The sequence below is a fragment of the Spirillospora sp. NPDC052269 genome (genome assembly GCF_040679435.1).
Taxonomy (GTDB): Bacteria; Actinomycetota; Actinomycetes; order Streptosporangiales; family Streptosporangiaceae; genus Spirillospora.
The window spans coordinates 113,421-126,897 of record NZ_JBFAUU010000003.1; the positions used below are offsets into that span (position 1 = coordinate 113,421).

General features: G+C 72.0%; 14 protein-coding genes. 5 read left to right on the forward strand and 9 right to left on the reverse strand.

From position 1 onward, the window contains the following. Positions 1-14: 14 nt before the first annotated feature. The 3 genes from menD to AB0L06_RS07055 all read right to left on the reverse strand — a co-directional run bounded on the left by menD (position 15) and on the right by AB0L06_RS07055 (position 3,760). Positions 15-1,682 (reverse strand): 2-succinyl-5-enolpyruvyl-6-hydroxy-3-cyclohexene-1-carboxylic-acid synthase, encoded by a 1,668-nt coding sequence (menD, locus tag AB0L06_RS07045; RefSeq protein WP_500229998.1) that lies wholly within the window; start codon positions 1,680-1,682, stop codon positions 15-17. Next, on the reverse strand, positions 1,679-2,722 hold the full coding sequence (locus AB0L06_RS07050) for an o-succinylbenzoate synthase (protein ID WP_500229999.1): 1,044 nt from the start codon (positions 2,720-2,722) through the stop codon (positions 1,679-1,681). The genes menD and AB0L06_RS07050 overlap by 4 nt, the downstream gene beginning before the upstream one ends. Positions 2,723-2,860: 138 nt before the next feature. Continuing rightward, positions 2,861-3,760, reverse strand: a complete 900-nt coding sequence (locus AB0L06_RS07055) for a 1,4-dihydroxy-2-naphthoyl-CoA synthase (protein WP_500230000.1) — start codon at positions 3,758-3,760, stop codon at positions 2,861-2,863. Between the two features lie 160 nt (positions 3,761-3,920). Here AB0L06_RS07055 and AB0L06_RS07060 point away from each other — a divergent pair, with 160 nt between their 5' ends. The 4 genes from AB0L06_RS07060 (at position 3,921) to AB0L06_RS07075 (ending at position 8,991) form a co-directional block, all read left to right on the forward strand. Beyond that, a complete protein-coding gene (locus tag AB0L06_RS07060) occupies positions 3,921-5,096 on the forward strand; it encodes an AMP-binding protein (protein WP_500230001.1) in 1,176 nt (391 codons plus the stop codon). 118 nt (positions 5,097-5,214) lie between these two features. Continuing rightward, entirely contained in the window at positions 5,215-6,363 is a 1,149-nt protein-coding gene (locus tag AB0L06_RS07065; RefSeq protein ID WP_500230002.1) for a cation diffusion facilitator family transporter, read from the forward strand. A 262-nt stretch (positions 6,364-6,625) separates the two neighbouring features. Then, a complete protein-coding gene (locus tag AB0L06_RS07070) occupies positions 6,626-8,158 on the forward strand; it encodes an RNA polymerase sigma factor (RefSeq protein ID WP_500230003.1) in 1,533 nt (510 codons plus the stop codon). Positions 8,159-8,343: 185 nt separating this feature from the next. Then, entirely contained in the window at positions 8,344-8,991 is a 648-nt protein-coding gene (locus tag AB0L06_RS07075; protein WP_500230004.1) for a hypothetical protein, read from the forward strand. A 67-nt stretch (positions 8,992-9,058) separates the two neighbouring features. Here the strand turns inward: AB0L06_RS07075 and AB0L06_RS07080 are convergent, their stop codons facing one another. The 4 genes from AB0L06_RS07080 to AB0L06_RS07095 all read right to left on the reverse strand — a co-directional run bounded on the left by AB0L06_RS07080 (position 9,059) and on the right by AB0L06_RS07095 (position 12,105). After that, on the reverse strand, positions 9,059-9,973 hold the full coding sequence (locus AB0L06_RS07080) for an ABC transporter permease (protein WP_500230005.1): 915 nt from the start codon (positions 9,971-9,973) through the stop codon (positions 9,059-9,061). A 14-nt stretch (positions 9,974-9,987) separates the two neighbouring features. Continuing rightward, on the reverse strand, positions 9,988-10,974 hold the full coding sequence (locus AB0L06_RS07085; RefSeq protein WP_500230006.1) for an ATP-binding cassette domain-containing protein: 987 nt from the start codon (positions 10,972-10,974) through the stop codon (positions 9,988-9,990). A 146-nt stretch (positions 10,975-11,120) separates the two neighbouring features. Then, complete coding sequence (locus AB0L06_RS07090; protein ID WP_500230007.1) at positions 11,121-11,942, reverse strand: uroporphyrinogen-III synthase; 822 nt, start codon at positions 11,940-11,942, stop codon at positions 11,121-11,123. Positions 11,943-11,973: 31 nt separating this feature from the next. Next, positions 11,974-12,105 carry a hypothetical protein gene (locus AB0L06_RS07095; protein ID WP_500230008.1) on the reverse strand — a complete coding sequence of 44 codons (132 nt, stop codon included), beginning with the start codon at positions 12,103-12,105 and terminating at the stop codon, positions 11,974-11,976. Between the two features lie 277 nt (positions 12,106-12,382). On the opposite strand from AB0L06_RS07095, the gene AB0L06_RS07100 reads away from it, so the two are divergent. After that, positions 12,383-12,874 (forward strand): NUDIX domain-containing protein, encoded by a 492-nt coding sequence (locus AB0L06_RS07100; protein WP_500230009.1) that lies wholly within the window; start codon positions 12,383-12,385, stop codon positions 12,872-12,874. Between the two features lie 19 nt (positions 12,875-12,893). On the opposite strand, the gene AB0L06_RS07105 is transcribed toward AB0L06_RS07100, so the two are convergent. Together AB0L06_RS07105 and AB0L06_RS07110 are read right to left on the reverse strand one after the other, a co-directional pair. After that, entirely contained in the window at positions 12,894-13,148 is a 255-nt protein-coding gene (locus AB0L06_RS07105) for a metallothionein (protein WP_500230010.1), read from the reverse strand. Between the two features lie 49 nt (positions 13,149-13,197). After that, a complete protein-coding gene (locus tag AB0L06_RS07110) occupies positions 13,198-13,458 on the reverse strand; it encodes an ATP-binding cassette domain-containing protein (RefSeq protein ID WP_500230011.1) in 261 nt (86 codons plus the stop codon). Between the last annotated feature and the right edge of the window lie 19 nt (positions 13,459-13,477).

The window sequence follows — 13,477 nt, forward strand, 5'->3', positions numbered from 1 at the left end:
CAGCGGGCGAAGGATCAGGCGAACAGGTCGCGGACGGCGGCGTGCGCCGCCTGACGCATCTCACCGTGCAGGACGGCGTTCGCCTCACGATCGGTACGGGCCTCCACCACCCGCAGCCCCTCACCCGCGATCACCTTCGGCAGATCCTCCGCCGCCTCCAACCGCCGGTACGGCACGCCGTGCGCCCGCGTCAGACCCTCCAGATCCACATCCTGCGGAGTGCCGAAGACCCGCTCGAACGGATCCCGCAACGCCGCCTGCGGCAACAGCGAGAAAATCCCGCCGCCCCGGTTGTTCACCACCACGATCGCCAGATCCGGACGCCGCTCCCGCGGCCCCAGCACCAACCCATTCTGATCGTGCAGGAACGCCAGATCACCCAGCAGCGCATACGACCGCCCCGAATGCGCCAACGCCGCACCCATCGCCGTCGACACCAGCCCGTCGATACCCGACGCGCCCCGGCTCGCCACGATCCGGATCCCCCGCCGCGGACGCATCACCTGATCCAGATCCCGGATCGGCATCGACGCCGCACTGAACAACATCGACCCACCCGGCAGCGACGCCGCCAGATCCCGCGCCAACCGCGGCTCGGTCACCCCCGGCGCCTCGTCCAGCACCCGGTCCACCGCCGCCGCCGCGACCAGATCCGCCGTCCGCCACGACTTCAGCCACGCGTCGTCACCCGACACCACCGGGATCTCCACGTCCTGCGCCACCTGCGTCGCCGACCGCACCGGATCCGGCCACCGCGACAGATCAGGCGACAGCACGATGTGCTCCTCCGCCCGCCGCAGCAACGCCAGCAGCGGACGCGACAACCCCGGCTTCCCCAGCGTCACCACCACCTCCGGACGATGCCGCTCCACGAACTCCGGCACCCCCAGCAGGAAATGATGCGACGTCAACGCGTGATCGCCGTACCGGGCGTTCCCGTTCGGCTCCGACAACACCGGCCAGCCCGCCATCGACGCCGCCGCCACGTAACGCTTCACGTTCGTCGCGCCGTCCCCGACGACCAGCACACCCCGCCGCGTCGGCGGCACATGCAACACCGACCCCGGCGTCGCCGCCCGCACCTTCGTCCACGCCCCGGACGCGTCACCGTCCAACGGCTCACACCACGACTCGTCCCCATCCGGGATCAACGGCTCCCGGAACGCCACGTTCAAGTGCACCGGACCCGGAATCGGCGCCAACGCGAGCCCCCACGCCCGCGACACCAGCGACCGCCAGTACGCCACCATCCCCGGACGATTCTCCGGAACACCCACCTCGGTCGACCACCGCGCGGCCGTCCCGTACAACTTCACCTGGTCGATCGTCTGGTTCGCACCCGTGTCACGCAGCTCCGGCGGACGATCCGCCGTCAACACGACCAGCGGCACCCCCGACTCGTGCGCCTCGATCACCGCCGGATGGAAGTTCGCCGCCGCCGTCCCCGACGTGCACACCAACGCCACCGGACGACCCGACCGCTTCGCCAGCCCCAACCCCAGGAACGACGCCGACCGCTCATCGATCCGCACATGCAGCCGGACGCGGCCCTCCACCTCCGCCGCATACAACGCCAACGCCAACGGCGCCGACCGCGACCCCGGAGCCAGCACCACGTCGGTCATCCCGCACCGCAGCAACTCATCGACCAGAACCGTCGCCAGCGCGGTGGCCGGATTCATCGCACATCCCCTTCTCGCGCCACATCCACCACGTCCCCAGCCGCACCCGATGCCGCACCGGACGCCGAAGGAAGCGAACTCAGATAACCCGACGCGCCGTCCCCGGCCGCCGCCAGAACCTTCTCCGCCTCACCCAGGCGCTCCCGCCAGGCCGCCGCCACCTCCAGGTCGGCCTCCACCGCCGCCAGCGCCGCCTCGCCCACACCCGGACGACGCACCGCGATCTCCCCGCCCACCGGCGCCAGCGGATCGTCCACCACATCACCGGTCAACAACGACAACGTCCCCAACCCGCACGCGAACGGCAACTCCGGCAACGCCGCCGCCAACGCGACACCCGCCGCCAACCCCACCGACGTCTCCACCGCCGACGACACCACCACCGGCAACCCCGTCGCCTCCGCCACCCGCAACGCCGCACGCACCCCGCCCAGCGGCTGCACCTTCAACACCGCCACATCCGCGGCGCCCGCGGCCTTCACCTTCAACGGATCCTCGGCCCGGCGAATCGACTCGTCCGCCGCGACCGGAACATCCACCCGCAACCGCACCGCCGCCAACTCCTCCAGCGACATGCACGGCTGCTCCACGTACTCCAGATCGAACCGGTCCAGCGCACGCACCATCCGCACCGCGTGCTCCACGTCCCAGCCGCCGTTCACATCCACCCGGACACGGCCCTCCGGACCCAGCGCGTCACGCACCGCCTCGACCCGCGCCATGTCGTCCGCGTCGCCCTGACCCCGCTCGGCGACCTTCACCTTCGCCGTCCGGCACCCCGACGCCCGCACCATCTCGAACGCCCGCTCCGGACCCACCGCCGGAACCGTCACGTTCACCGGCACCCGGTCACGCACCGGCGCCGGCCACCCCTCGAACGCCGACTCCCGCGCCGCGGCCAGCCAGCGCGCCGCCTCCTCCGGACCGTACTCCGCGAACGGGGAGAACTCCCCCCACCCCGCCGGCCCCCGCAACAGCACACCCTCACGCCGCGTCACCCCGCGGAACCGCGTGCTCATCGCAATGGAGAAGACCCGCACCCGCTGACCCCCCGCCGTCGAACCAGACCCATCGAGACCGGCCCGGGACCGGTCAACGACCGGCCACAGGCCGACGCGCCGGGCCGCACCCGGACCACCGTCCAGGCCGCGCCCCGACCGTCGCACAGAACAGAACAATTAGTAGTACCACGGGTAACGCGACCAATCAGGGTCACGCTTCTCCAGGAACGCGTCCCGCCCCTCGGCCGCCTCATCGGTCCCGTACGCCAGCCGCGTCGCCTCACCCGCGAACACCTGCTGACCCACCATCCCGTCGTCCACCGCGTTGAACGCGAACTTCAGCATCCGCTGCGCCGTCGGCGACTTCCCGTTGATCTTCGCGCCCCACTCCAGCGCCACCTTCTCCAGGTCCGCGTGCGGAACGACCGCGTTCACCATCCCCATCCGGTGCGCGTCCTCCGCCGAATAGGTGTCCCCCAGGAAGAAGATCTCCCGCGCGAACTTCTGCCCCACCTGCCGCGCCAGATACGCCGACCCGTACCCGCCGTCGAAACTCGCCACATCCGCGTCCGTCTGCTTGAACCGCGCGTGCTCCCGGCTCGCCAGGGTCAGGTCCGCCACCACGTGCAGGCTGTGCCCGCCACCGGCCGCCCAACCCGGCACCACGCAGATCACGACCTTCCCCATGAACCGGATCAGCCGCTGCACCTCCAGAATGTGCAACCGCCCGGCCCGCGCAGGATCGATCGTCGCCGACGTCTCCCCCTCCGCGTACCTGTAACCGTCCTTGCCCCGGATCCGCTGGTCACCACCCGAACAGAACGCCCACCCGCCGTCCCTCGGCGACGGCCCGTTCCCCGTCAGCAGCACACACCCGACATCCGACGACATCCGCGCATGATCAAGAGCCCGGTACAGCTCGTCCACCGTGTGCGGACGGAACGCGTTCCGCACCTCCGGACGGTTGAACGCGATCCGCACCGTCCCCTGATCCACCGCCCGGTGATAGGTGATGTCGGTGAACCCGAACCCCTCCACTTCCTTCCACGCCGACGCGTCGAACAGCTCCGAAACCATGGGCCCCTCTTCACTCGAATCCGATGACGATCACCAACCCCGGCGCGGACGACCGGCCCGGCCGGGACGGCCGCAAGCGCCCCCGCGGCAGGCGATCCCCCCATTCAACCGCCCCGCCGATGTGAACGCGTTCAACAGGGTCGCCTAAACTGAGCCCGCCATGGAAGATCGCCGCCTGCACGCCCTCCTCCTCCCGCCCGGCCCCCGCCTCCTCCAGGCCCTCCAAGCGGCCCTCGACGGCACCGGCCCCGCGATCTGCCCCCTGGACCCCGCCACCCCCACCCCCGCACTCCACGCCACCCTCGACGCCCTCGCACCCCACGCCGTCGAAACCCCCGAAGGCACCACCCCCCACCACCCCCGCCACGGCGGCCCCCCACCCACCCCCGTCGCCCCCGACACCGCCGTCCTCATCGCCACCTCCGGCTCCACCGGCACTCCCAAATTCGTCGAACTCTCCACCCACGCCCTCCGCGCCTCCGCCAACGCCACCCGCCAACGCATCGGCGCCACCACCACCGACCAGTGGCTCTGCTGCCTCCCCACCAGCCACATCGCCGGCATCCAGGTCCTCGTCCGCGCCCTCCTCGCCGGCACCACCCCCCACATCCACCCCCGCTTCGACCCCACCCGCATCGCCACCACCCCCGCCACCCTCATCTCCCTCGTCCCCACCCAACTCCGCCGCCTCATGGACGCCGGAACCGACCTCACCCGCTACCGCGCCATCCTCCTCGGCGGCGCCGCCGCACCCCACGACCTCCTCGAAAAGGCCCGCGCCGACGGCGCCACCGTCCACACCACCTACGGCATGAGCGAAACCTGCGGCGGCTGCGCCTACGACGGCCTCCCCCTCGACGGCGTCACCCTCGACCTCGCCCCCGACGGACGCGTCCGCATCGCCGGACCCGTCCTGTTCACCGGCTACCGCCTCAACCCCGCCCTCACCGCCCAGACCCGCGACGGCCACTGGCACCTCACCCAGGACCTCGGCACCCTCGACGACGGACGCCTCCGCATCCGCGGCCGCGTCGACGACATCATCAACACCGGCGGCGAGAAGGTCGTCGCCGGCGACGTCGCCGCACGCCTCACCCACCACCCCCGCGTCGCCGACGCCGTCGTCGTCGGACGCCCCGACCCCGAATGGGGCGAACACGTCACCGCCGTCATCGTCCCCGACGGCCCCGCCCCCACCCTCGACGACCTCCGCGCCTGGGTCCGCGAGACCATGCCCGCCCACGCCGCCCCCCGCGAACTCGACGTCCGCACCGCCCTCCCCCTCCTCCCCTCCGGAAAACCCGACCGCGCCGCCCTCCGCAACCCCGCCTCCTGAGGCCACCTCCCCCCGCCCCACCCGACCACGCGCCCCACCCGGCGCTTGCCGTCAACCCCACCGGGTAAACACTCCGATGCCGTCCGTGACCGCCCGCCCGGACGCGCGAGGAGGAACCATGACCCGGAACGCGGACCACGACCCCGGCCACCCCGCAGCCCCGGCCGACCCCGCGAAGACCACCGGCACGCCACCCGGCGCCACCACCCAGAGCACTCCCACCACGGGAAACGACGCCCCAGACACCCCCGGCGCCCCCGGCGCCCGAGACAAGAGCGGCGAGAGCACCCTCACCGTCGTCCTCGCCCTCGCCGCCAACCTCGGCATCGCCATCGCCAAGATCATCGCCGCGGTCATGACCGGCTCCGCCTCCATGGCCGCCGAAGCCGCCCACTCGGTCGCCGACACCTTCAACGAGATCCTCCTCATCGTCGGCCTGCGCCGCTCCGAACGCCCCGCCGACCGCGCCCACCCCCTCGGCTACGGCAAGGAGCGCTACATCTGGACCCTCCTCGTCGCCGTCGCGATCTTCGGCATGGGCGGCCTGTTCGCCTTCCACCAGGGCTACGAGACCCTCGTCGGCCACCCCCAGGAGGCCGACCCGCTCGCCGGCTACATCGTCCTCGGCGTCTCCCTCGTCCTCGAATCGATCTCCTGGCGGCAGGCCTACGGCCAGGTCCGCGCCGACGCCCGCGCCGAACGCCGCCCCGTGATCGACCACATCCGCGGCACCGACGACCCCACCTCCGTCAGCGTCCTGCTGGAGGACTCCGCCGCCCTCGCCGGCCTGGTCATCGCCTTCGCCGGCCTCGGCCTGCACCAGCTCACCGGCAGCGCCCTCTGGGACGGCCTCGGATCCATCCTCATCGGCGTCCTGCTCACCGCCGTCGCGCTGATCCTCGGCCGCATCAACCTCAACCTGCTGGTCGGCAACCAGGCCGACCCCCGCGTCGTCCAGGACGTCCGCGACCGGCTCGCCGCCGCCCCCGAGGTCGAATGGGTCGTCGACATCGTCACCCTCACCTTCGGCGCCGACCAGATCCTGGTCTGCGCCCGCCTGGACTTCCGGGACGACCTGGGCGCCGCCGACGTCGAACGCGCCTGCGTCCGCATGTCCCACGAGCTCCGCCGCGCCCACGAGAAGATCGACGAGGTCTTCCTCGAGCCCGTCCCCCGGGACGACCCGGAGCTCCGCAGGCGCGTCATCGGCCGCTACGGCACCCCTCTCCCGCAGGATTCGGCGGCCGATCCCCCGGCCACCTCGTAGATGTGATTTTCCAGACGTTCACGGGTGCGCTCTTCCCGCCGCCGGTCTTTACGCAGTAAGGTCGCGTCGTAGGGCCTTCCACCTGCGGTGATACAGCACTGCGGCGAAGTCCCCACGGGCCCGAACGGCGCCGCGGCGACACGCCGACGGGAACAACCACCCCCTCTCACGACGTTCCGTCTAATGCGCGCGTCACCAGAGGGCGAGCACCAGGGAGCAAGCCTCCGCGCCGCACAACCACGGAAGGGAGGGGGGTGTCCACATGCCGCGGACCGCCGCCGAGACCCCGCTCACGGAGTCGCCGGGCCCTGCCCTCGACGACCTCCTCGAGCGCGGCCGTGCCCAGGGCCGCCTCTCGCTCGACGAGGTGCGCCGGGCGTTCGAGGCCGCCGGGATCAGCCCCGGCCAGGGCCGGTCGATCCTGAGGGAGCTGTCCGAGGCGGGGATCAGCCTCGCGAGCGAGGACGACACCGCCGCCAAGAAGACCGCACGGGGCACCCGAACGGCGAAGACACCCACCACGACCGGCAGCGCCGGGAAGGTCACCAAGACCACCCGCGGCGCCAAGGCCGCCGAGAAGGCCGCCGACACCGCCGACATCACCGAGCTCATGAACACCGCCGACGCCGCCGAGGGCGACGAGGCCCCCGCCAAGCCGGCCCGCCGCACCACGCGCAAGACCGCCGCCGAGACCAAGGCCAAGCCCACCGCGGCCAAGAAGGCCCCGGCGAAGAAGCGCGCCACCACCGCCAAGACCGCGGTGAAGGCCGCCCCGGAGCCCGACTCCCCCGCCGACAAGGACGAGGACGACTCCGACGACGGCGCCTTCGTGCTGACCGAGGTCGAGGCCGCCGAGCCCAACGTCGCCGACCTGGACGACCAGTCCACCACCATGGGCGACTCGGTCCACACCTACCTCAAGGCGATCGGACGGCGTCAGCTGCTCACCGCCGAGCAGGAGGTCGACCTCGCCAAGCGCATCGAGGCAGGCCTGTACGCCGAGCACCTGCTCGAGGACGACGATCTGCCCGACAAGTACCGCATCGAGCTGGAGTGGGTCGCCGGCGACGGCCGCCGCGCCAAGTCCCACATGCTCGAGGCGAACCTGCGCCTGGTCGTGTCGGTCGCCAAGAAGTACTCCGACCGCGGACTGTCGCTGCTGGACGTCGTCCAGGAGGGCAACCTCGGCCTCATCCGCGCCGTGGAGAAGTTCGACTACTCCAAGGGCTACAAGTTCTCCACCTACGCCATGTGGTGGATCCGGCAGGCCATCCAGCGCGGCTTCGCCGACTCGGCCCGCACCATCCGGCTGCCCGTGCACGTGCTGGAGATGCTGAGCAAGCTCAGCCGCGTCGAGCGCGACATGCACCAGCGGCTCGGCCGCGAACCCACCCCGGAGGAGCTGGCCCTCGAGCTCGACAAGAGCCCCGAGCAGGTCCGCGAGCTGCTGCGCACCAGCCGCCAGCCGATCAGCCTCGACTCCACCATCGGCGAGGACGGCGAGACCCGCATCGGCGACCTCATCGAGGACACCGACAGCCCCGAGGCGTCCGAGCTGGTCGACCGCCAGCTCATGGCCGACCAGCTGCGCCGCACCCTGGACATCCTGAACCCCCGCGAAGCCAAGATCATGGCGATGCGGTTCGGGCTGTACGACGGGACGCCCCGCACCCTGGACGAGATCGGCAAGGCCCTCGGCCTGACCCGCGAGCGGATCCGGCAGCTGGAGAAGGAGTCGCTGTCCAAGCTGCGGCACCCCAGCAACGCCCAGCCGCTCCTGGACTTCGCCGTCTGACCGACCGCGCCACCCGACCAGACGACCGTCCGGGCCGGCCCTGGTGAACAGGCCCCCGTGATCCACCGGATCACGGGGGCCTGTCCACGTCCGTACCTTCCGGCCTCACGTTCGGCGACCGCCCTCCCCAATGGGCGCCGAAATCGAGGGGCGGGCGGGCCGGTGCCGCCGTATCGTCGTATTTCGTGATCGAAGAACAGCTGCGGAGGTGCGGGTTCGCACCGCGTCCCGACCCCCCGGCGGCTCCGCTGCCCTTGCTCGTCATGGGGATGGCGGCCTCGTGCGCACGGGACAAGGGCGATCACCGCGTGGACTCGGCGACGGTCCCGCTCGATGCCCCCGACCGCGTGACACGGCTGAACCGCAGCTGGTACGACCTGGCGTCCACGCACGGCCTGTTCAACGCCGACCGCGAGTTCCTCGTGTACGGCCGCGGCGGCCACAACGACAAGCCCTCACGGGTACGGCTGCTGGACGACTGGGACGTGATGGGCGAGCGCGGAGTCGGGCTCTTCACCTACGCCCCCGGTCACCCGGCACTGGCCATGGCGTCGCTGGACGGCCGTGTCGCACTGACCGCCACGACCTGGGGCGACAGCACGGCGTCCTCGCTCGTCCTCATCGACCCCGCCCAGGCGCCGACCATCCAGCAGTGCATGTCCAAAATCGCCGCGGAGCCCTCGGCCAATGAGTACCGGCGTGCCGGGCTGCGCGCCTGGCGGGCCCACCTCCAGGCGCGGGGACTGCCCGTGCCCGCGTCCCTGACGCCGCTCTCCGACGCCGCACGCAAGGCGTTCCCCATCGCCGAAGACCGCGGCTATTCGGAGACGTAGGCACACCGCCCGGACGAACCCGCCCGCGACCGCGGAAGTCCGGGACCTGCTCCGAGGAGCCCGGGACCTACTCGGAGCGGCGGAACTCGATGATCGCGACGCCCATCAGCGCCAGCCCGATCAGCAGCACCAGCAGGATCTCCAGGCCGACCGGCACCCGCCAGCCCCACCACGTCACCCCCGGATCGAACGTCCGGCGCAGCTCCGGCGTCAGCGACAGACGCGAGAACACCGCCTGGCGCAGCGGATCCACCGCGTACGTCAGCGGGTTGAACCGGGTCAGGACGGTCAGCCACACCGGCAGCCCCGCCAGCGGATACAGCGCCCCGGACAGGAACATCATCGGCATCATGGCCATCTGCATCAGCCCGAAGAACGACTGCATGCTCTTGATCCGCGCGGCCATCATCACCCCGAACCCGGTCAGCGCGAACGCCCCCAGGAACATCAGCCCGAGCAGCTCCAGCAGCAGCACCGGGTCGTAGGGGACGCCCGCCAGCCCGGCCAGCGCCAGGATCACCGCGCCCTGCAGCGTCGCGACCATCGCCCCGCCGATGCACTTGCCGACCACGATCGACGACCGGCTCACCGGCGCGACCAGCATCTCCCGCAGGAACCCGAACTCCCGGTCCCACACGATCGACCCGGCCGAGAACATCGCGGTGAACATCACCGTCATCGCGCACACGCCCGGGAAGATGAACGTCTTCAGGTCCACGTGCGACCCGGCCGGACCCCCGCCGCGTCCCGCCGCCATCAGGTTCGACAGGCCCGTGCCCATCACCAGCAGCCACAGCACCGGCTGCACCAGCCCGGACACCATTCGCATCCGGTCCCGCCCGTACCGGATCAGCTCCCGGTGCAGGACGATCTTCACCGCGCGCAGGTCGTGCACGATGCTGCGCTCGGGCACCGCCACCCGCACCACCGGACCCGCGCCCACACGCCCGGCCCGCGCCTCGTCCCGCTCGGTCGTCGTCACCGGCTCCGCCTCCCTCACCGCGAGCGCCCGCGCATCGCCATGCGCATCCAGTCCTTCGACGAGCCCTCCGCGTCCCGGATGGTCGTCCCGGTGAACGACATGAACACATCGTCCAGCGACGGCCGCGACACGCTCACCGACCTGATCGGCATCCCCAGCTCCGCGAACAACCGCGGCACGAACTCCTCACCCGACGCCACCGCGAACGTCACCGCCCCCTCGGCCATCGCCGCCGCCAGCCCGAACCGCTCCGCCAGCGCCGCGATCGCCGCCTCGTCGTCGTCGGTGGTGATCTGCACCCGGTCCTTGCCGACGCCCGCCTTCAGCGCCTGCGGCGTGTCCAGCGCCACGATCCGCCCCGAATCCATGATCGCGATCCGGTCGCAGTACTCCGCCTCGTCCATGTAGTGCGTCGTCATGAAGATCGTGATCCGCTCGGCCGCCCGCAGGTCCCGGATGTACTCCCAGATCGACGACCGGGTCTGCGGGTCCAGGCCCACCGTCGGCTCGTCCAGGAACAGCACCCGCGGCGAGTGCAGCAGACCCCGCGCGATCTCCAGCCGCCGCTTCATCCCGCCCGAGTACGTCTGCACCCGGTCGCCGCGCTTGTCCCACAGCCCGACCATCTCCAGCACCTGCCGCATCCGGTCCGGCAGCACCGACCGCGGCACCCCGTACAGCTCGGCGTGGAACCGCAGGTTCTGCTCACCGCTCAGGTAGCCGTCCAGCGTCGGATCCTGGAACACCAGGCCGATGTTGCGGCGCACCTCGTCCCGGTCCCGCACCACGTCGAACCCGGCGACCCGCGCCGTCCCCTCCGTCGGGCGCAGCAGCGTGCAGAGCATGTTGATCGTGGTGGACTTGCCCGCGCCGTTCGGCCCCAGGAAGCCGAAGATCTCCCCCGGCCGGACGGCGAACTCGATCCCCCGCACCGCCTCGACCGCGCCGAACCGGCGGACCAGCCCGGCCACCTCGACGGCGGGCGCCCCGTCCTCCGGCATACAGCCTCCTCACAGGTCGGCCGCGCCAGAGGGCCCGGCGCCACCGCCGAACCCTACGCGCCCGCCCTCGGCACTCCCTTCCACTGTTGCACATCACCGCAAACAACTTTCCCCCGGAATACCGGACGGATCCGGCCCCGGACGGATCAGGCGAGCCCCGCACCCGGCGCGCGCGGATCGCACGCCAGCCGATACCCCCGCTTCACCACCGTCTCCACGATCCCCGCCCGTCCCAGCCCCCGCCGCAACCGCGCCACCGCCATCTCCACGGCGTGCTCATCGGCCTGCGGACGCGCCCCACGCCCCCATACCGGCCCGCCCGCCGCCGATCCGCCCGGCAGCGGACGCCCCGGCAGCACACCGCACAGCTCCGCCCGCGACACCACATGCCCTGGACGCCGCGCCAGCGCCCGCAACACCGCCATCGGTGCCGGAGCGATCGGACGCAGCTGACCGTCCAGCACCACGGCATGCCCGCGCAGCTCCAGCAGACCCCCCGGAACCCGCAGTCGCCGCGCCCGACGACGCAGCAGATCCGCCGCCAGCGCCCGCATCAGGGCCCCGGGCCGCGCCGGCTCCGGCTGCACCGTCGGCACTCCCCGCCCGGTCAGCTCACGCGCCGTCACCGGATCCACGCATGCCGCCACCACCCCCTCCCGCAAGGCCTCCAGCAGCGGCTCCTCCAGCCCGTCCGCCGCCGCTACCGCCAGCGTCGCCGCCACCGCCGGGGCGCTCGTGAACGTGATCGCGTCCACTGTTCCCGCCACCGCCTGCCCCACCAGCCGCCGCAACGGCGTCACGTCCTCCACCCGCGCCCACCGGTGCGTTGGAACCCCGGTCACCCCCGCGCCCGTCGGCGGCAGCCCCACGCCGTCGTCCAGCGGCCGGGTCGCCGGAGCGTGCACCACCCGCGCACCCCATCGCTCCAGCAGCACCGCCAGCTCCTCGTGCCGATCCGCCGTGGTCACCCCCACCGCGAACCCCGCCAGTGGAGCGGACTCACCGTTCACAGGGCACCGCCACCGGCCCCGACCTTGACAAAGTAAGGTTCGTCCAGCAGGCGTGGGGCGGGTCCAGGTCGTCGATCGTCCGGTAGGCGAGCAGGACCCGCGCCTCTCGGTCACCGTTCATGAGCCGATCTTCGGCAGGGGCCGTTTCGCGGCTGCGTCTCCTTTGTCACCGCCGTGTTAAAACCACCTCATCGCGCCGTGCCCGCCGAGGGATAGGCGCCCCTGCCCCTCCTGACGGTCCTGACGGGCGCATGTCAAGCGTTGTCGATCGTGGTCAAGGCGCTTTCGGCAGCGCCCCCGCGACGCGCCGAACGGATCAACGGCGGCACGGGCCGTCCACCGGTGCCGCGCCGCGACCGCACCGGCACGCGCGGTGCGCGCCCGTCTACGCTCGGACCATGCCCGATCTCGCCTACATCGCCTCGCTCCCCCGCACCCGCGGCGCCGCCGCGGCCCTCCTGGTCGACGACCTCGGACGGATCGTCCTGGTGAAACCCACCTACAAGGAGGGCTGGTACCTGCCCGGCGGCGTCATCGAGGAGGGCGAGTCACCGCTGGCCGCCTGCGAACGCGAGTGCCGCGAGGAGCTGGGCCTCACACCCCGCCTCACCGGCCTGATCTGCGTCGACTGGGGCCCGCCCCGCGACGGCGTGGACGCCGTCAACATCTTCGTCTTCGCGGGCCGGATCTCCGACGCCGAGATCGCCGGGATCACGCTCCCACCGGACGAGCTGTCCGACCACGTCCTGGTCGCGCCGGAGAAGGTGGACGAGCTGGCCCCCGCCCACATCGCCCGCCGCATGGGCCCCGCGCTGCGCGGCATGGCCGAGAACCGCGCCGTCTATCTCGAGGACGGCCGCGACCCCGGCCTCCCCGGCCAGGCCTCCTGACCGGGAACGCGCCCTCCGGCTAGACGCCCGCGGGGACGTTGTCGCGGGCCTGGGCGCCCAGTCTCGGCTCGGCGGAGCGGGCGCAGTGCGCCGAGCAGTACCACTTCTGGTCGATGGCCACCCCATGGCCGACGACCCGGCACCCGCACTTCTCACAGATCGGCGCCATCCGGGTGATCGCGCACTCGAACGAGTCGAAGACGTGGACCGCCCCCTGCGCGTGCACCTCGAAGCTCATGGCGTAGTCGTTGCCGCAGACCTCGCACGTGGCCATGCCGTTCGTCCCCCCGTGTCCCCCGCCGCCGACCAGGGATCTACCCAGGTCAGCGGCCGGTGATGCACCCACGCCATTGCCGAATCGGCCGGTCGTGGGTGATGACGACGATGGTGGCCCCCTCGGCGTTGAGATCCTGGATCAGCGCGAAGATCGCGGCGCTGTTGCGGCTGTCGAGATTGCCGGTGGGCTCGTCCGCCAGCACGATGGCCGGGCGGCCGACCAGGGCGCGGGCGATCGCCACCCGCTGGCGCTCGCCGCCCGACAACCTGGACGGGATGTGCCCGGCGCGGGTGCGCCAGGCCGACACGCTCGAGGGCGTCGGCGGC

What these genes read in the sequence shown, in the direction of transcription:
- menD (WP_500229998.1), bottom strand. Translation starts at nt 1,682, where the DNA reads ATGAATCCGGCCACCGCGCTGGCGACGGTTCTGGTCGATGAGTTGCTG.
- AB0L06_RS07055 (WP_500230000.1), bottom strand. Translation starts at nt 3,760, where the DNA reads ATGGTTTCGGAGCTGTTCGACGCGTCGGCGTGGAAGGAAGTGGAGGGG.
- AB0L06_RS07060 (WP_500230001.1), top strand. Translation starts at nt 3,921, where the DNA reads ATGGAAGATCGCCGCCTGCACGCCCTCCTCCTCCCGCCCGGCCCCCGC.
- AB0L06_RS07065 (WP_500230002.1), top strand. Translation starts at nt 5,215, where the DNA reads ATGACCCGGAACGCGGACCACGACCCCGGCCACCCCGCAGCCCCGGCC.
- AB0L06_RS07070 (WP_500230003.1), top strand. Translation starts at nt 6,626, where the DNA reads ATGCCGCGGACCGCCGCCGAGACCCCGCTCACGGAGTCGCCGGGCCCT.
- AB0L06_RS07085 (WP_500230006.1), bottom strand. Translation starts at nt 10,974, where the DNA reads ATGCCGGAGGACGGGGCGCCCGCCGTCGAGGTGGCCGGGCTGGTCCGC.
- AB0L06_RS07095 (WP_500230008.1), bottom strand. Translation starts at nt 12,105, where the DNA reads ATGAACGGTGACCGAGAGGCGCGGGTCCTGCTCGCCTACCGGACGATC.
- AB0L06_RS07100 (WP_500230009.1), top strand. Translation starts at nt 12,383, where the DNA reads ATGCCCGATCTCGCCTACATCGCCTCGCTCCCCCGCACCCGCGGCGCC.
- AB0L06_RS07105 (WP_500230010.1), bottom strand. Translation starts at nt 13,148, where the DNA reads ATGGCCACGTGCGAGGTCTGCGGCAACGACTACGCCATGAGCTTCGAG.